At 51.6% G+C, this 18154-nt stretch carries 19 protein-coding genes; 11 read left to right on the top strand and 8 right to left on the bottom strand.

Translation table 11 applies throughout. The features are described 5' to 3' along the window. Positions 1 to 27: 27 nt before the first annotated feature. The 4 genes from HBA55_RS04520 to HBA55_RS04505 all read left to right on the top strand — a co-directional run bounded on the left by HBA55_RS04520 (position 28) and on the right by HBA55_RS04505 (position 4326). Complete coding sequence (locus HBA55_RS04520) at positions 28 to 600, top strand: SDR family NAD(P)-dependent oxidoreductase (RefSeq protein ID WP_166987653.1); 573 nt, start codon at positions 28 to 30, stop codon at positions 598 to 600. A gap of 60 nt (positions 601 to 660) precedes the next feature. After that, complete coding sequence (locus HBA55_RS04515) at positions 661 to 1776, top strand: hypothetical protein (protein WP_166987651.1); 1116 nt, start codon at positions 661 to 663, stop codon at positions 1774 to 1776. 36 nt (positions 1777 to 1812) lie between these two features. Beyond that, positions 1813 to 3384: an FAD-dependent oxidoreductase gene (locus HBA55_RS04510; protein WP_166987649.1), complete on the top strand. Its 1572-nt coding sequence runs from the start codon at positions 1813 to 1815 to the stop codon at positions 3382 to 3384. Positions 3385 to 3558: 174 nt separating this feature from the next. Beyond that, positions 3559 to 4326, top strand: a complete 768-nt coding sequence (locus HBA55_RS04505; protein WP_166987647.1) for a hypothetical protein — start codon at positions 3559 to 3561, stop codon at positions 4324 to 4326. A gap of 83 nt (positions 4327 to 4409) precedes the next feature. Here the strand turns inward: HBA55_RS04505 and HBA55_RS04500 are convergent, their stop codons facing one another. Continuing rightward, positions 4410 to 5435, bottom strand: a complete 1026-nt coding sequence (locus HBA55_RS04500; RefSeq protein WP_166987645.1) for an AraC family transcriptional regulator — start codon at positions 5433 to 5435, stop codon at positions 4410 to 4412. Positions 5436 to 5576: 141 nt separating this feature from the next. Between HBA55_RS04500 and HBA55_RS04495 the strand changes: the two genes are divergently transcribed. Then, a complete protein-coding gene (locus tag HBA55_RS04495) occupies positions 5577 to 6323 on the top strand; it encodes a hypothetical protein (RefSeq protein ID WP_166987643.1) in 747 nt (248 codons plus the stop codon). Positions 6324 to 6535: 212 nt separating this feature from the next. On the opposite strand, the gene HBA55_RS04490 is transcribed toward HBA55_RS04495, so the two are convergent. From HBA55_RS04490 to HBA55_RS04465, 6 genes are all read right to left on the bottom strand, one after another. Further along, complete coding sequence (locus HBA55_RS04490) at positions 6536 to 7450, bottom strand: SDR family NAD(P)-dependent oxidoreductase (protein WP_166987641.1); 915 nt, start codon at positions 7448 to 7450, stop codon at positions 6536 to 6538. Positions 7451 to 7621: 171 nt separating this feature from the next. Beyond that, positions 7622 to 8350, bottom strand: a complete 729-nt coding sequence (locus HBA55_RS04485) for a hypothetical protein (RefSeq protein ID WP_166987639.1) — start codon at positions 8348 to 8350, stop codon at positions 7622 to 7624. A gap of 95 nt (positions 8351 to 8445) precedes the next feature. Continuing rightward, entirely contained in the window at positions 8446 to 8748 is a 303-nt protein-coding gene (locus HBA55_RS04480; protein WP_166987637.1) for a Rieske 2Fe-2S domain-containing protein, read from the bottom strand. A 15-nt stretch (positions 8749 to 8763) separates the two neighbouring features. Further along, positions 8764 to 10173, bottom strand: a complete 1410-nt coding sequence (locus tag HBA55_RS04475) for an aromatic ring-hydroxylating oxygenase subunit alpha (protein ID WP_166987635.1) — start codon at positions 10171 to 10173, stop codon at positions 8764 to 8766. A gap of 146 nt (positions 10174 to 10319) precedes the next feature. Next, a complete protein-coding gene (locus tag HBA55_RS04470) occupies positions 10320 to 10601 on the bottom strand; it encodes a cytochrome C oxidase subunit IV family protein (RefSeq protein ID WP_166987633.1) in 282 nt (93 codons plus the stop codon). Positions 10602 to 10605: 4 nt separating this feature from the next. Beyond that, a complete protein-coding gene (locus HBA55_RS04465) occupies positions 10606 to 11235 on the bottom strand; it encodes a cytochrome c oxidase subunit 3 family protein (RefSeq protein ID WP_206019511.1) in 630 nt (209 codons plus the stop codon). 265 nt (positions 11236 to 11500) lie between these two features. Between HBA55_RS04465 and HBA55_RS04460 the strand changes: the two genes are divergently transcribed. The 5 genes from HBA55_RS04460 to HBA55_RS04440 all read left to right on the top strand — a co-directional run bounded on the left by HBA55_RS04460 (position 11501) and on the right by HBA55_RS04440 (position 16919). After that, complete coding sequence (locus HBA55_RS04460; protein ID WP_166987631.1) at positions 11501 to 12568, top strand: spirocyclase AveC family protein; 1068 nt, start codon at positions 11501 to 11503, stop codon at positions 12566 to 12568. Between the two features lie 26 nt (positions 12569 to 12594). Then, the gene (locus HBA55_RS04455) at positions 12595 to 14193 is read left to right on the top strand and encodes a phytoene desaturase family protein (protein ID WP_166987629.1); all 1599 of its coding nucleotides are present in this window, start codon (positions 12595 to 12597) and stop codon (positions 14191 to 14193) included. Beyond that, positions 14186 to 14920 (top strand): hypothetical protein, encoded by a 735-nt coding sequence (locus tag HBA55_RS04450; protein WP_166987627.1) that lies wholly within the window; start codon positions 14186 to 14188, stop codon positions 14918 to 14920. Before HBA55_RS04455 ends, HBA55_RS04450 begins: the two co-directional genes overlap by 8 nt. Positions 14921 to 14946: 26 nt before the next feature. Next, positions 14947 to 15945 (top strand): AraC family transcriptional regulator, encoded by a 999-nt coding sequence (locus tag HBA55_RS04445; protein WP_166987623.1) that lies wholly within the window; start codon positions 14947 to 14949, stop codon positions 15943 to 15945. A 203-nt stretch (positions 15946 to 16148) separates the two neighbouring features. Beyond that, positions 16149 to 16919 carry an enoyl-CoA hydratase/isomerase family protein gene (locus HBA55_RS04440; RefSeq protein WP_166987620.1) on the top strand — a complete coding sequence of 257 codons (771 nt, stop codon included), beginning with the start codon at positions 16149 to 16151 and terminating at the stop codon, positions 16917 to 16919. A gap of 61 nt (positions 16920 to 16980) precedes the next feature. Here HBA55_RS04440 and HBA55_RS04435 read toward each other — a convergent pair whose 3' ends face one another. Continuing rightward, the gene (locus tag HBA55_RS04435; RefSeq protein ID WP_166987617.1) at positions 16981 to 17250 is read right to left on the bottom strand and encodes a hypothetical protein; all 270 of its coding nucleotides are present in this window, start codon (positions 17248 to 17250) and stop codon (positions 16981 to 16983) included. 214 nt (positions 17251 to 17464) lie between these two features. Here HBA55_RS04435 and HBA55_RS04430 point away from each other — a divergent pair, with 214 nt between their 5' ends. Beyond that, positions 17465 to 18151: a TetR/AcrR family transcriptional regulator gene (locus HBA55_RS04430; protein ID WP_166987614.1), complete on the top strand. Its 687-nt coding sequence runs from the start codon at positions 17465 to 17467 to the stop codon at positions 18149 to 18151. Positions 18152 to 18154: the final 3 nt, after the last annotated feature.

Raw genomic sequence — 18154 nt, 5'->3', positions numbered from 1 at the left:
AATACCGAGTTACCTACGAAAGTTATCATGCATCAGTTACAAAATAAATTTGACCTATCGGGAAAGACAGCTTTTGTAACCGGCGGTGGTACAGGTATAGGTTTTAGTATTTCAAAGGCCCTGGCTGAGTCCGGTGCCGCCGTTATGATCGCATCGCGCCGTGAGGAAATTCTACAACAAGCTGTCAAACAACTGGCGGAAGACTATCCAGGTGGCCTAATCCAGTATACCGTAATGGACCTCTCAGATAGAAACAGTGTTTTGAGCGCTGCCAGTAATGCAGTAGAGAAACTTGGTGGTATTGACATCTTCGTTGGTAATGCTGCGATGGATGGGCTAGAACCCATAGATAAGGTTCAAGACGAGACGATTGAAGCGGCCAAAAAATCAATACAAGAGCAACACGGTAGCGACAGCGTCTTAGCTATTGTGAGCGGCTTTACCAGTATGATACCCGTAGGACGTCTCGGTGAGTGTCATGATGTCGAGGGTATGATTCAATTGTTGGCAAGCGATGCTGGAAGTTACATTACAGGCAGCGAAGTTAATATTGATGGCGGGATGCGCATTATGATTCGCCCCAACACGCAAAGTCCGTAGAAGGCAATACGACTTTCACCATAGACCTCTCACCAGAATGAACATCAATGGAGTAAAGTAATGAGTTATAAAGTAATTCAGTGGGCGCCCGGTTATGTGGGCAATGCAGCAATGAAATATGTGATTCAGCACCCAATGATGGAACTAGTGGGTGTCAAATGCTTTGGCGATTCAAAAGCTGCAAAGGATGCCGGTGAAATCTGTGGATTGGACCCCATAGGTGTGTATGCGACCAAGAGCGAAGAAGAACTGCTGGATCTTGATGCTGACTGTGTCATTTTCACTTGCGGCGAAACCACTATGCTGCAACCTTACCCGGGCACTATGGGCTATGAGTTCTTAGAAACCATTTGCCGGCTTTTAGAGAGTGGAAAAAACGTTGTAGCGACCACCCCAATGCACATGCTTTATCCAAAACATATGGGTAACGAAGGCCAGAAGCTGGTGGATATGCTGAACCTTGCCTGTGAGAGAGGTAACAGTACGGTGCTCTTTACCGGTTATGAACCTGGGTTTATGGGGGATGCCATGGCGGCCCTGATTTCCAGCATTTCAATGGACATTACGGAGTTCCGAACTTACGAGCTGGTAGAATGGAGTAACTACGACAAGGTTGATAGCTTGAAGGCTCTTGGAGTCGGTGTACCCCCTGGAGGGGAAATGCGTCCCATGGTACTCGAAGCTTTTAGAAACGTCTGGGCAACCAGCATCTACGAGTTGGCAGATATGATTAACATCGAGTTAGATGAGCTGCGTGTATGGGACAGGCCCCAGTTGGCAGAAGATACCTTTACTACTGCGGGAGGTGTAGTGATTGAAAAAGGTACTGTAGCGGTAAACCACTGGGCGGTTGAGGGCATGAAGGATGGTGTTCCACGCATTGCTATTGAGCATTGCAACCGAATGCGTTCCGATCTTGCCCCCGAACTCCCATCACTGCTGCCTGGTGGTGGATATCGTGTAGAAATCCAGAGTAATCAATTGCCACTGACCGTAGACATTCACTCTGGTCGCTGTGGCACACCTATGCCCACAGTAGATAGTTTCGATGCCGCTATGTACGGGGCGGCAGCGCGGGCTGTTAACAGTATTGAGGCAGTGTGTAAGGCCAGCCCTGGTTTTAAAACCAAGGGGGACCTGCCGCCTATCACGGGCCGTAATGCTATGTGGTTATAAATTCTTTTCGGATCATTTGACAGAAGTAAGGTGCGTGTGAAAAATTTCGATTATTTGGTGGTTGGCGGTGGTCACAATGGTCTTGTAGCAGCCTGCTATCTAGCGCGTTCCGGACATTCCGTGCAGGTACTTGAGAAACGCCAGGTAGCAGGTGGAGCATCTATCTCTCAACCCCTTGTCAGCGTGGCGCCAGAGTATACTTTGAGTCCTGGAGCGATTGACGCTGTTTTTATCAGACAGACATCTATTATCGAAGAGCTGCGGTTAGCTCGTTTTGGATTCTCACTGATCGATGTCGACCCCGGTTATGGGTGGGTTAATGAAGATGGGGATAGCTTAATGCTATTCCAGTCAGTCAAACAGACTGCTGAAGACATCAAATACTACTCTAAAAAAGATGCTTCCCAGTATCTGGAGCTTGCTGAAGTATTTCAGCTTATTCTAGAAATTCAATCCGATTTTATGTCGAGACCGCTGAGTCAAAGTGGATGGTGTGATCTGGTCAGAGCTGCCTGGAAGCTTGTGGCCGATAAGAGTCTTCGCAGGACGCTAGGAAGGCTTCTTTCTGTTAGCGCCTATGAGGCAATCGCTGAGACTTTTGAATCTGAGCCTCTCAGAGGTTTGTACGCCTATTGGTGTGCAATAGCCTGCCCGCCGGATGCCGAAAACTCCGGTGTCTTCTTGGCCTCTTTTTCCCAGATACATCAGCTGGGTTGTAGCAGGCCTCGCGGGGGAATGTCTTCGCTGATTAATGCGTTAAGCAACTGCTTGATGGAGTTGGGTGGAGAGATACGTACATCGGCTTCAGTAAAGAATATTGTTGTTGAAAACAGCCAGGCTAGAGGCGTAGTGCTAAACTCAGGTGAAGTGATAAACGCGCGTCTCGGTGTGATTGGCGCTTGTGCACCGCAGATTACGCTGGGGCAGCTACTTCAAGATAACGACCGTCCCCAAAATGTACGAGAACAATTGCCGTTTATACCCGCCAATGCAAGCAATATGGGGCCTTTCAAAATCGATATGGCCATTGATGGTCCATTATTGTTTGAAAGGGCCAGTCAGAAAAGGGGGCAACGAGATGGTGTTGATATTAATGGTGCCAGTTTGATGACAGGCACATTGGATGAACACGTCGATCATACGAGTCAAGTAAGACTGGGAAGACTGGGAAAAAAGCCACCCATTTGGATGACGGTTCTCTCCCATAACGATAAAACCTTGGCGCCTGAGGGCAAATCTACGGCTTATCTCTACACCAGTATTCCGGTAAAGACTGATATGTCTGAAGAAGAGTTAAGTCACCGTTGTAGTAATTTTCTAGTCGAGAGTTCCAAACAGTATCTTGTTGGACTCGGAGCTGAGTTGGGACGTAATACCCTGACACCGTTGGCATTCAATGACGAATTCTCTTTGCCCAATGGCTGCATATACCATGTCGACATGTTGCCCACCAGATTGGGTCCTTTGCGACCTGCGCGTGGATTGGGAGGGGGCAGTACGGAGATAAAAAGCTTGTACCTCGGCGGAGCTGGGAGCCATCCTGGTGGTGGTGTCTATGGATTGCCGGGTAAGTTTGCGGCTCAAGAGGCTTTAATTTCAAAGGGCTAGTAGATTAGATACTCACTGCCTCCCCATTTTGCTCGTTTTTTACAAACAAGTCCTTCCAGGAAATCCGTAAGTGAAAAAACTTCAGTGTTTTCGTGTGGTTATCTCCATCACTATAGAGCTTAGTAACTAAGCGACAAAATATTTTCCTGAAGAATCAGAGATCTTTGAGGTGACATGATGACTGCTAGCAGAATAGTCCACGAGAGATTCCAGTTGATCAGCTGCTGGTGTGGATTGGGGTTCTTTGTATTGTTCTTTTTTGGCTTGCTGCCCATGATGGGATTCTTCCCACCCCCATCACCGATGATGTCTGGAGAAGAGCTGCTTGCAAAGTATACGGAAAACATACTTCTGATTAAAGTCGGTATTATTGTCTGCATTATCGGTTCCTCACTGCTAATCCCGTGGTCTGTAATGATTGCGTTCCAAGTCTCCCGAATGGAAGCAGGACGACTACCATTCATGACTGTACTCTCTTTGTCTGCAGGCATGATTAATGCTCTGTTGTTTATACTTCCTTTTATCTTTTGGTCCGGTGCATTCTATCGCGCAGATCGCGATCCGGAGTTGATAAGGCTCCTCAACGATGTGACGTGGCTGGAGTTTGTAATGATTGTTCCACCCTATGCACTCCAAATGTTCGCTATTGCTTACGCCGGATTGACCTCTACGGCCAAGCGTGAGGTTATTCCCCGGTGGTTCTGTTACTTTAATATCTGGGTGGCTTTGCTGACATTCCCCGGCATGCTGGCAATTATTTTTTTCGAAGGGCCCTTTGCCTGGAATGGTATTTTGGCGTTCTATTTGCCAGTATCAGTTTTCATACTGTACTTCCCTTGCTCATTTTGGGTATTCTACCGGGCAGTCAAGACCCATAAGTTGGATGTAGAAAACAGTAATCCATCTGGTGTGGAGAACACTTTGAGGACGGTGCTTTCATAGCGAAGCTGGATTTTTCAGCGTTGCATTGGAGCTACTAATCTTGGCCCTCTTTATCTAACAAGAATGCTAGAGGGTCTTGATTGTCATTGGTTATCATCAGCGTTATCTTCGACAGAACGATCCAAGTGTTTTCTGTAATTCGTAAGGGTAGAGCCTGTCCACGATTTGAAAGCACGTCGAAATGCATTGGCATCACTGTAGCCCAGCAGTATGGCTATGTCATCGATACGTAGTTGTCTTGACCTGAGGTATGCTGTCGTTAATTCTAGACGAAATTTTTGAGTTAGGGACTTATAGTTGGTGCCTTCTTCGAGCAAGCGTCTGCGTAATGTCCGAGGAGCTAATTGTAAGTGTTCAGCAGCTTGCTCAAATGCGGGGATGGCGCCAGGATTACTTAAGAACAACTTCCTCAGCTTAGACACCAAGAGATCTCGATAGCCGGTTGTGCGGAGTATATGCCTGCAATGCTGATTGGCTATGCGATGTAGCTGCTCGTCATTTCTGGGCAAAGGGAATGATAATGCAGGTGAGCGAATCACCACTGCACATCGGCGTGCATTAAAATAAATAGGGCACTCAAAGTAATTCTTGTACTTTTCTGCATGCAGTGGCGCCGGGTAGCTCAGGTAGACCTCTTTGATAGACAGTGGTTCTCCTGTAAGTGCCTTGACTATGTTACGTCCGGCAACGGTCATTTCCTCAACGCAAAAATTAAAGATAAAGCCGCTCTGAATGGCCGAAGAATAGACGATCGTCCACTGCTCTTCCTCGGGCTCCAGTTTGATGTTGATTAGCATACCAGTAAGGTTGCTAAAGGTAACCCAATGCTGAGCGGCTGCTTGCAGTGTGCCGGAGGAAACCATAGCGTGTGCAATAATTCCAAAATCCGCCAAATTGACCCGGTTGCCTACATCAAGGCCTATACCTTGATCCTCGGTCAGTCGAATCATGTTCTCTACGACTATCTGACACTGACTCAAATCTACCAGATAGTCCGCGTCATCAAGCCGCTCTTGGTTAATACCACTACCTAGCAATGCGGCTTCAGGGGTAATGCCCCGTTCTTGCATTACTGACAAATAGTAACGGATTTTAACAGGATGAAACATCGCTGAGTTCCTCTAGCCCATCCCTCAATATGAGTGGCCTCAAGTGTATGCATTTGTGGTTGTAATGGCTAGCGCTTTATTCTTGATGTTGACGTAGAGTGCATTCTCTAGATTCAATTTGTTATGGTATGAGGTACTAACATGCTCTCGGTGGCGATAACCAAGAAAACTCAGATTGCTTGCGTCTGGGCCGGTGTTGCATTTTTTGTGTTGACTTTAATCGGACTAGGCCTGTTGGCTAATTATATTCCACCTCCGTCGCCTTCGTTAAGTGCGATTGAGGTTAAGGCTTTATTCGAAAATAATTTGTTTTTGTTGCGAGTTGGCATGGTGTTATTGATGTTTGCTGCGGCGATGTATCTCCCGTTTACTGCTGTGACAGCTGTAACCATCGCGCGGGTAGAAGGTGGCGTAGGTGTGATGACTATCACCCAAGTATTAGCTGGATTTACTAATATGATTCTCTTCTTCTATCCGCCTCTGTGGTGGTTGACCGCTGCTTTCCGGATGGACCGAAGTCCCGAACTTATTTTATTGCTGAACGACGCTGCGTGGTTGCAATATATGGGAGCTCTTGCACCGTTTCTATTTATTCAAGCAACCCTGGCTTGGGCAGCTTTCGTTGACAAGCGGCCTAACCCCATATTTCCCCGCTGGTTCGGCTACCTAAATCTGTGGGTTATCGTGCTTTTCCTGCCGGGACAACTCTTATTTTTCTTTCATGACGGGCCTTTCGCCTGGAATGGCATATTCGGATGGTGGATTCCGCTGTTCAACTTCTTTGGCTGGTGTTCTTTCTTGATCTACTTTGTCCGACGCTCAGTGTTGAGCGATAGTCGACAAGCGATAAATAGTGGGATAAATCCGGCGACGGCAGTGGGAGGATAGTTGTGATTGAAATACTACGGTTGACCTTTCCCTGTTGACTGCGTGATTTGTGACGATCATTGCGATCGTCACTCTCCATTGGGCGACCAATGAATTGAATAGTGATTATTAATAGTAACTTTCGGGAACGTTAAGCTTCTCAATCGGTGTCGTCTGACAGTGGCTGTATCATAGCGTAAGGTATAAGTTGTATTGTAGACCTTATTGATCAGTTAAATTATGTGATCTAAAATCTGTACAACACTTTCTTCCATGGATTCCGAAGCTTCAGCACGTTCAAAGTCCGTTATTACTTTCCACTGTTCAGCAATAGTATCAATTTTCCACTCAGCAGGCGGTAGCGCCGCACCCTCACTGCGTTGAAACCGCACCTTGCTGAACCAGCCACCGGCGGCTTCAAACAGTGATCCGTTTTCCTGGCAGGAAGCGTGACACAAATACGCTACCAGAGGCGCAATGGCAGCCGTAGGAAACGCTCGCTGCATTGATTCGTCCAAAACATCGGCATTCATCCGGGTTATGCCGATGGGGGCGACACAGTTGCAGTGAATATTATTGCGCGCACCTTCCACCGCCAGTGTTTTGGCCAAACCCACCATTCCAAGCTTGGCAGCGCTGTAATTAGCCTGTCCAAAGTTGCCGTAAAGCCCTGCGGCGGAGCTGATAAACAGCAGACGACCAAAGCCCTGTGACTTCATTAGTGGCCAGGCCGCATGACTTAACCGATAGGCCGCCTCAAGATGCACGGACTGTACCGCTTGCCATTCTTCCAAGGTCGACTTGACAAACGAAGCATCGCGAACAAAGCCAGCGTTGTGCACAACCGCATCCAGGCGACCGAATTGCAGATGGCAATAGTCAATAATCGCTTCAGCATCACTGACAGGCGCATCAAACACTTCTGCCTTGCCGCCTTGGGCTTCGATCAATTTTTTGGTTACCACCGAGGCGGGTGACTCTGACTGCTCGTCATCGGGCGCGCCGGTGCTGTTAATTACCACGGTTGCCCCCAGGGAGGCAAAATAGAGGCTGAAAGCTCGACCGAGACCGCGACTGCCACCCGTGACCAGAACGACTTTGTCATCAAAGCGGAGTTTGGATTTTGATGTTTCACCTCTGCTGTGCATATCTACCTCCCATCTGTAGGGTGGATTAGCCAAAGGCGTAATCCACCAATGGCCCTTGAAGGTGCCACCTTACGGTGGATTACGGCTTCGCCTAATCCACCCTACGCGGCAACCTGGCAACGTAACGTTGACTAGGCAGCGTTGCCATTGCGTTGCGCAGGGCATAGCCGATTAAGCCTTAATTGCAGTCGCCTGTAAGCGTTCAGAGTGCTCTTCCGCCATCAGTCTTTTCACACCTTTCAACAACAGCGGAAACAACACCAACAACCAGACCAGAAAAAACGCCACCGGTGTCCAGAAACCCAGGACCCCGTTCCAGGCAAAGGCGCCTTCCTTCATAAAGGTGGCAAAACCACCCCCCGTACCCGCCAGGGCAACACAGAAGGTAAAGTAACAAAACCAGCGAGGCAAAAACGGTTGCTCCGATTTATCTCCCAAGAACACCACGGCCATAGCGATCAACTGAATCAAATACTCGGGATAGGCCATCACAAACACCAGCCAGCCGGCATCGTTCAGCAGCTGCACCAGAGCGGGGTCCAGCTCCGGTCGAAACGCCGCAATGGTCCAGATAAGACTACACACCATAAAAAACGTACAAAGAATCAGAGCGCCGCCGAACTGTAACCATGCGAGTACCGGATAGCGCCCTTCGATTCTGGCCATATGGACAGTGACTACTGCAGTCCATGGCAAGAACAACGCGGAAAAAACCAGACACAGTAATTGCCCCAGACGAATGCTGGTACGATCTTGTTCAAAAAACGCAGCCACTTCCGGCGCAGATAACATTGGGGACGGTGGTGGTACAAAGCCACTGATGCCGATAAAGGCGATCAGGTAGAGGACGATAAAAGCCGGTATGCTCCAGATGCAAACCAGTTGGGTTTTCAGATTCATCTTTCGCTCCGGTAATTTTATTATTCGTTATTTCTGTTCCGTCACGCAGTACAAATAAATTGCCCACGGTGGATTACGCCTTCGGCTAATCCACCCTACGCAACGTCAACCAGGATTCTTCCTTCCACAACCGACACCGGAAATGTCTTGACCGGTGCCAGACGCCCGATTGCCGGCTGGCCATCCTGCAAACGGAACTTTGCCCCATGACTGGGGCAGCGAATCACATCGGACACCACCACGCCCCCTTGCAACGGCAGGTTGGCGTGTGGGCAGCGGTTTTCGATGGCGTAGACACCGGAATCGGTTCGACAAATCAGCAGCCGCAGGCTCGACACCGCCACACAGCGCTGATCACCAACACCGAGTTCTTCTAACGCCAGTACGTCCGCCTGCACGGTAAGTTCCTCTATCTACTTGCCGCAAATTTGTGCTTCAAGAAATTCATGCATAAGCGCGATACGCTGTTCCTGATAACGTCCCAGCACCAGATCCGAGCGTTCCTTGGCCGCTGAACGCATGCCTTTTTGAATAATCGGCAGGTTGGACATGTCCTGGTCAAACACATGAGCAATACGGCCCCACTGAGGAAGGCTTTCGAAGAACTCGTCAAAATCCAGCTCGGTCATGGGTGCCGCTGGTGGACGCTGGTTTTCATCGGCCACCGGCGCCAGCAGACGCACCACAAACAAGGACTCATTGGGGTCATCGCCCAGAGGCAGGAACTGATACATCAGCGGCAGGCCTTCACCGAGCCAGGCGCCAAAATTGGGGAACATATCGTACTGAGTGGCGTCCAGCATTTCGGAATCCGACACCTCGGAAAGATCGACCCCCAACATGGCCTTCATGGTTTCGCGACGCCACTCCGCTACGTGCTTGCGGCCAAAATCCGGAATTTTATCGAAGTCTGGCAATGTGTCTTCGGCCGCTGGACCAAGCGCGTTGGCAAAGGATTTGGCCGCTTCGATGGCCGCCTCACGCGCGGTCACGGCGTCGTTCAAACCCGGTGATGGCACCGCCGCCGGTGTAATCAGGCGCCCGGTTTTGGTCACACCGTTGTCGAAAATATCGTACTTGGTGTTGGCGTCGCCGTTAAAGTCCACCGCATCAAAGTGGGTTTCCGCCACATGATAGGCTTCCAGAAATGCGGCCCAGACATTTTTCCAATTGGCCCTGATCTTCTTCGCGGTTTTAACCAGGGTAAAGCGCTTGCCCATGTCAAAGTGCTCAAAGTGTTCTTTCAGCACCCCCAACGAATCTTCCAGTGGCGCCGCATCCTGGTCGGGATTGATAAACAGGCAGCCACCCCAGCTGGCAATCTGTGCTTCCGGCAGACGGAAGGTCTCGTCTACCTGTGGGAAGTCCCACTGGCCCGGAATCTCCTTGACTGAACCATCCACGTGCCATTGCCAGCCGTGGAAAGGGCAACGGATTTCGTCGCCGCCGGAGTGAGCACTGCACAAACGGGTACCTCGGTGCAAGCAGGCGTTGTACAGTGCCTTGAATTCGTTTTCGCCACTGCGAATGATAATAAAAGACAGGGGGCCAACATCATATACGTAGCGATCACCGACATTGGGGATGTCTTCTTCGCGACAGGCAAACTGCCAGCACTTCTTCCAGACGTGCTCCATTTCCTGTTCCGCGTAGTCCTTGTCGTAATAGGTGCTGAATGGAATCTTGGCCGGCGCGGGCCGATAATTGCCCTCCTGCTGCAAAGCATAGGACAGGGGTCGACTGTCGCTCGCCAACAAGTCCTTAACCAGGGGACTCTCTTTAGTGCCGTAACCTTCGATTAAACCTTCGCTATTGTCTCCCATGTCGTACCTTCTCCAAGCCATAAAAAATACCAATCGGTTAGAAATACTCTACACTTAGTTCGCTAGCGTATCAATAGTCAAGTATCGCAATCGGGGGAATAATGAGGACTAAGAAAGTCCTCTTTGGAGGCGCTGGGTTATATGGCTCAGATATAACCCAGGTAGAGCAACAGGATCGCAGTGCAGACCACGACAACCCAGACTTCGAATATGGCCCGCAAAGGGATGGGCGCGGTGCCCACTTCCATAAAGTGCATTATCACCAGATGCACCTTAAAAAAGGCCAGCAACATCAGCGCCACGGTGACCCACTGAAAGGCCGCCTGGGGATCGGGTGCGATACCGTCGGCCAGGCCCCAGGAGAGTCCGGTCAATACCGCCAGCAGCAACCAGACGTAGGTGATGGGAGTATGAATCAATGCCTTCATTGCGTTATTTCACCAAATAAATTAACGGAAACAAAACGATCCATAGCAAATCCACCATATGCCAGTAGGCCGCACCGCCCTCAAAGGTCTGAATATCCCGCTGAGTGTAACCACCCGCCGGAGCACCGGCGCGGGCCTTAAACCAGAGGAAAATCAACACCCCCAGGCCAATCAGCAGGTGCAGAAAGTGCACCCCGGTAAACACGTAGTAGTACATGTAGAAGTCATTGGTGGTCAGCACCAGACCAGCCCTGATTTTCTCGCCATACTCGACGAATTTGACGATCACGAATCCCACGCCGCAGGCCCCGGCCAGGGCAATCAATCGAGCCGCGTGCGTTGGCCAATTATGACGCACGCTGCGCAACGCCAGCGCCACAAACCAGGAGCTGGTCAACAGCAGCATGGTATTAAGGGCACCGTAGTGCAGGTTGAGCGTCGCCTGGGACTCGACAAAGGTGGGGATATCCTGATTGCGGTAGTACATAAACACCAGGAAGAACAGGCTGAACACCATCATGTCGCCCAGAATAAAGACCCAGACGCCCTCTTCGGCCGGGAGATGGCGTTTCACTCGGGGGACTGCATCTTGGCGCTCAGGTTCCATTTCCAGACTATCGGCAGGTGGGGTCATTCACAGTATCCGTCGCAGCAATGATAGAAGTTATAGTGAGTCACTTTAAAGCTCTTCAGCGGCCATAGTAGCAGGTTTTCTATATTGATGTGTATAGTGACTATGCATACAATATGTATCAATTTCAAATCTTTACACTTCGAGGTGCCGCAAAAACACACTGGCCTGGTTTGGGGTGATCTTGGCCACTTCTGCACCGACAGGTACAACAGGGGGTGTGTAGCATGATGGGCACACCTAGACCTACACAGAGAGAGCCACTGTCATGACCAGTGCCACCGAACCCAACCTGAAGCTGTTGACCCCGACTCCCCTCGATGCCAAACCCACACCTCCTGTCATCTATTGGTCGCGGGCCGGTGCGCTGGTTCTGGCCTTTATTGTCTATGTACTGGCAACCTGGATAAGCGGCCCCCACTTCCACTCCGTTGACCCAGGCCCCGACCCTCTGCCAGCACTTCAGGCCACCTTTATTTATTGGGTCCAGATCGTTACCTTGATGCTGGGTGTCGTGGCCATGTGGTTGGTGGTGATCCGGCCCTGGATACGGGAAAAACAGTTAACCACCACGGGTATGCTTTATATCTGTTGGCTGACCTTGTTTTTCCAGGACCCGATGATGAACTACACCTCCGCCCATGTGCTCTACAACAGCTACATGTTTAATATGGGTACCTGGACACTGGGTTCCACGCCGGGCTGGACCAGCCCCAACGGCAGCAATCTGCCGGAACCCCTGTTGCTGATCGTAGTTGGCTACACCATTATCGGTTACTGCCTGTGCTTCCCGGTATTGGCGCTGTTGAACAAGATCAAAGAAAAACGCCCGGCCATCAGCAAACCGATGCTGGCCACCATCGGGGTGTTGATCCTGATCCTGCTCGACACCGTTTTTGAATCCCTGCTGTTGCGCACCGGTGTCTATGCCTACCCCGGCGGTATTCGCGAACTGACCCTGTTCGCGGGAGAAACCTATCAGTTTCCCTTAACCGAAGGCATTTTCTACGGCGGTTTTACCATTGGTGCCACCATGATTCTGTTGCTGTACCGGGATGATAAAGGCCAGACATTTGTCGACCGGGGTTTGGATACGCTCAAAATCAGCCGCTTCCAAAAGCAGTGGGTCAAGTTCCTGGCGCTGTTTGGTTATGTGCATATCAGCATGTTTCTGGTCTTTACCGTGCCGATGCAATGGTTTGCCACCCACTCCGATCCCTATCCGGAGGGTTATCCGTCCTACATGATCAATGACATGTGTGTATACGGCGTAAACCGCGACCAGTGCCCTGGCCCGGGAGTGATGATGCCACGCCCCGAAAACAATCCCCTGTAAGTTCAACAGCAGTGAAGAGTTGAGTCATGAATAATACCTGGGATTATCTTGTTATTGGCGGCGGCCACAATGGTCTGGCCGCCGCCTGCACACTGGCCAAAGCCGGGCAAAGCGTGTTGGTGATTGAACAACGAGCCATCATCGGCGGCCTGTCCGCGAGCCACGCCTATTTGCCTGAAGCGCCACAACACTTGCTCAGCATCGGCGCCATGGACGATGCGTTGATGGCTCCGAGCAGCATGGCCAGGGAATTCCACCTGCACCAGCACGGTTACCATCCGATACCACTTGAACACCCCTACGGCTGGATGAACGATGAAGGGGAAACCCTGCTGCTGTTCTCGGACTTTGAACGAACGGTTAAAGAGATTCACTACTTTTCCCCCAAAGACGCAAACACCTACCGCAACCTGCGTGGCATCTTTGATTTTCTGATGAACAGCCTCGACAAGATCGGTGCAAAACATCCAGCCGCGATTGGCAAACTGGATATCGCCGGCTCTTTGTTAAAACTGGCGGGCGATCGACAGATTCGGGAAACACTGAAGCGCATGGCGGCCTGTAGTGCCTTCGAGATGATCGATGACACCTTTGAGAGTGATGCCATGCGCGGTTTGTGGGCGTTCTGGAGCTGCATGTTTGCACCGGCCACGGCACCGGGCGGCGGCATTTACCTGTCGGGTTTTGCCAATGTTCACCGCAGCGGCATCTTTCGCCCCCAAGGCGGTATGACGGGATTAGTCGGCGCCTTTGCCAACTGCCTCAAGAGCCTCGGCGGTGAGATCCGACTTAACAGCCCGGTGCAGCGCATCCTGATTGACAGCCAATACGGAACGGCCAGCGGCGTTCGGCTGGCGGATGGAACCCAACTGCAGGCACGGCATGGCGTACTCGCCAATTGCGCGCCCCAGGTAGCACTGGGCGAATTGCTCGGCGACGGCGATTTGGACCCCGGCATCGTTCGCCAGCTGCGGCATATTCCCGCCAATTCCGCCGAGGTGGCGCCCTATAAGATTGATCTGGCCAGTGGCGGCCGCCTGAGTTACCACCGAGCGCAACAACTGCGAAAACGAAGGGACGCCGTCGATCTGCGCAAAACCACCTTTATGACCGGCACCTTGGAGGATCATATCGCCCAGCACAAAGCCTGCCTGAGGGGGGAAGCCGTCGCTTTTGAACCACCGCTGTACTTCTCCATTTTGTCCGGTGCCGATCCCAGTGTCGCACCTGACAATGGTGATGTGCTTTACTTGTATGCCAACGTACCGGTTGAACCCATCGGCGGCTGGGCCGACAACAAAGATCGCTATGGCCAACAGATCTATGCAGCGGCCAGCCGTTACATTGATGGTCTGGAGAGCGAAATCGGGCGACTCCAGACCTGTCCGGCGGACTTTATCGAACAGTTCTCCGCCCCCAGGGCTACCTACTTTCATGTCGATATGCTGCCAACCCGTATGGGCAACAATCGACCCGCTCCCGGTCTCGGTGGTTATCAAACTCCCGTGCCGCAATTATATCTGGCGGGCTCCGGTTCTCACCCCAGCGGCGGCGTCTCCGGGCAACCGGGCAAACTCGGGGCAGAGTTTGCCCTGTCACAGCAGAGGAATTCGGTCAATGTATGACGTTCAGTCCGTAATGGACAATATCAGCAATAATATCTTCTGGTTTATGGGCTTTGGCGCCATCGGTATGTTCTGCAACTGGTGGCTGCTGTTTGAATGCGTCAAGCTCGGTTTTAAACACCGTACCTATTCCATCGCTCTGTTCGCCACCTATTTCTGGACCGCCCACGACATTTCTTTTGTGCTGCAGTGGCACACCTGGTTTGTGGAAATGGATTTTTGGGTGTGGAAACTATTTTGGGTCAACATTCTTTTGTCCGTGGTGTTCGAGGTGTTCTTTTATTACCAGATGATCAAATTCGGGCTCAACGAGCTGTTCCCCGGCCTGCCGCGCAAGACCGCCCTGTGTTTGCTGTTCGGCGGTCAGGTGATTGCACTGGCGGTATTCTGGTACGTGAAGATGGCCATGGGTGGTGATCCCATGTTCCTGTCGATCATGGTGCTGACTATCTTTGCCTGCCCGATCTTTGCGATTCCCACCGCCATGCGCCGCCGCTCCCGCAAAGGGCAATCCATTCGCCTTAACCTGATCTATATCATTATGGTGTTTGGTATCTGGCCCGCGTGGTACATCACCGCGCCGGCGTTTCAATCCGTCTGGTTTATCGCTCTGGGCGCCGGCACAGTGGTCTGGTGTCTGGCCAACATCCTTGTGTTGAAGTCGCTGCCGGCCTATAGTCCTGTCATTGAAGAACAAAACCCACAGGGTGCCGTCGCCGTCTCTTAGCGGGCTGTTAGTACTAAACCATTGATATGTTCAGACCCACCATTATCAAACATTACCTGTCGTGGATGGAACAACAAGGGTTCCAACCGCAACAGGTGCTGTCTGATACCGGGATTGAAGAGCACAAGCTGAGCGACCACAGTTACCTGATCGATATCTGGCAGTCACAAAAAGTCATCGCTAATATGAGTGCACTGACTGGCGATGACCATCTGGGTTTCCGTATTGCGGAAGACATTAAGATGTCGGACTTCGGCATTATGGGTTACGCCTTAATGTCAGCGCGGGATATGCGTGAGGTGGCCAACCTCTGGACCACCTACAGCCACACACTGATTGGGGAACTGATACGCATAGCAGTGGAAGAACAGGAAGACGGCTGGCGGGTTGTCTTTACCGAGGTTGCCCCGCTGGGTTCCCTTTTGCGTTTCTGCCTGGAAGAGTGTTTGGCCTACGGTAAGTATATTGGCGAGGCGACCACCAAGAATCCGTTCAATTTTGTCAGCCTGACTCTGGCCTACCCGAAGCCCGCTGACACCAGCTCTTATGCTGCGCTTTTCGATTGTCCGATTTCATTTAACGGCGACAGAACCCTGATGCACATCCGCAGCCCCGGACTCAACACTCCCATCGAGCACAACGACAGTGAACTGCACGAGGTGTGCCTGCAGCACTGCCAGCAGGTGATGCGCAAGATCACCGAAGAGCGGCCGCTGGCGTTTCGAATCCGGCATATCCTGTTGCAGCGACGCAGCGAATTGCCGAGCCTGCAACAAATGGCGGACGCTCTGCACATGAGCAGCCGCAGCTTAAGGCGCCACCTGCAGGCCGAGGGCGTCAGCTATCAGGAATTGCTTAATCAGTTTCGCGCGGATCTGGCACAGGAGTACATTCGCGAATCGGGTCTTAGCAACCAGGAGATTGGCTTCCTGCTGGGCTACCAGGATACCAAAGCTTTTCTGCGCGCGTTTAAGAGCTGGACAGGACAGACGGTAACGGATTTCCGCAATCAGGCCGCAGCCTAATGGTGCTTTGATGCTTTGGTGTAGGGTGGATAAGGCGAAGCCGTAATCCACCGAGAATGTGGCACGTACCAGGCCCAATGGTGGATTACGGCTTCGCCTAATCCACCCTACAGGGACGGGCATGCCAACCTAGTAATCTTGATTACTATAACTTAATATCCTAAACTATCGGTATTGATGACTGATAAATCCCGAGCACAACCATGAGCGAGCCCGACCTGCTGCACAGCGAAAGCGATGGCGTACTGACCGTCACCTTTAACCGCCCACAAAAATACAATGCGCTCACGTTTGCCATGCTCGACCAATTGCAAGAGCTGGCCGACAAATTCCGTGAAGATGACTCACTGCGAGTGCTGTTGATCACCGGCAACGGCAGGTACTACTCCGCCGGCATGGACATCAGCGCCGGCCTGGCACCTGAAACTGACAGCGGTATCGAGTTTCGCAATTGGTATCGCACTGCCATCCACCAGTTGTTCGACGAGCTGGAAGCCATCGAAAAGCCCATCATCTCAGCCGCGCAGGGCCCGTGCCTGGGCGGTGCGCTGGAAATGGCGCTGTCCTGCGATTTTCGCCTGGCGGCTGAAAGTGCTGCCTACGGCCTACCCGAAACCAATATCGGCGCCCTGCCCGGCAGTGGCGGCACCAGCCGCCTGACCCGCCTGGTGGGTGTTGCCGAGGCCAAATGGTTGATCATGGCCGCACAAACCATCGACGCCCAACGCGCCCTGCGGGTAGGACTGGTGCATGAGGTCTATGCGGACGCCGAATTCCTGCAACGCTGTCAGGCGTTTGCCCGCCATCTGGCTTCGCTGCCACGCGAGGTTCTGGGCATGGCCAAGCTGACCATTGAAAGCGTCAAGGATCTGGACAGAGCCTCGGCCCGCAATATCGAGCGCATGGCCAATACCCAGTTGTCCCAGTCCCAGGAACATCGCGATCTGGTGGCGAAGTTTCTGGCCAGAAAGTAGCGGCAAGGCCAAACCCTCGGTGGATTGCGCTTCGCGCTATCCACCCTACGCCGGTTTCTCCCTACGCCGGAAGGCAGAGTCCTACCAGCAGCGCCTCAGCGGACAGTTTTGATCCAGACCGGGAATCGTCCAGGCAGTGGAGGATATTGTCCACCATGGCCTGGCGATTGATCGGCAGAACCTCGCATTCGGGCTGTCCTGCGTCCAGCTGATCCTCGAGATCATCCAGTTCGCAGAATTCCGGCTCGTCCAGAACCGCGCAGTAGCTTTCCAGCAGTGATTCCATTTGCTGACGCATATCGACATTTGAGTTTACTGTTGAAGTTTTCATTTTATTTTCTCTCTCTAAGACCCGGGTTTTATGTGGGTCTGCCACTTGAAGGGTTAGTAACCCTTTACTACAATAATAGCAACTCATTACTAGTTTTGTAGTAATCTATTACTAAAACATGAGAATGGCAAATATCGAATGGTTATTAGAGGCCATGCGTAATAAAATTACCGTTCATGATAGTTTTGAGCGGTCATACTGAGGACGGATAACAATGGCAGCCAGATCAACCCCCGCCAAGAGCCGCCAAAATACCCGGGATCGCATCCTTGAGAACAGCCTGCGTTTGTTTAATCAGCGCGGCGTAGAAAAGGTATCGGCGTTGGATATCTCCAAGGCGCTATCCATCAGCCCCGGCAACCTGACCTACCACTTCAAGAAGAAACAGGACATTGTCGATGCCCTGGTGGAGGCCTTGGAACAGGACCTGCTGACGGCACTGGAAGATATCGACACCATCGGCGCGCTGGCCCAGGATCACCAGCAGTGGGTTAACCGTTTGTTTGGGCTGTTGTGGCAATACCGGTTTTTCTTTAACGACATTACCTACCTTGGCCTCAATGCACCGAAATTGAAGAAAAAGTACGGATTCTTTAAAAACAGCTCAACGGGAAAAATGCGCGACAACTACAAGCGCCTGGAGCAGGCCGGGTTGATGAACCCTATTGTCGCGCCAAATACCGTGGAGCTGCTGGTCGATAACATCTGGTATCTGTGGTTGAGCTATGTGAGGATCTATGCCTTTGAGGTGGGTAGCCGCAAGTGCTCCCAGGAAGGTTTTATCAACTTTGCCTCCCGCCACAACATGGCGCTGATGTTTTCCCATTACACCGACGAGGTAAAGCAGGGGCTCAATCTGGATCCTTTAGAGGCCACGGAAAGCGAAGAGGAACCGGCCTAGCCA

Origin of the sequence: Pseudomaricurvus alkylphenolicus, from assembly GCF_011683955.1 — a bacterium.
Taxonomy (GTDB): domain Bacteria; phylum Pseudomonadota; class Gammaproteobacteria; order Pseudomonadales; family Cellvibrionaceae; genus Pseudomaricurvus; species Pseudomaricurvus alkylphenolicus.
Note: the sequence above shows the minus strand (reverse complement) of the source record. Positions and strands in the feature narration are given on the sequence as shown.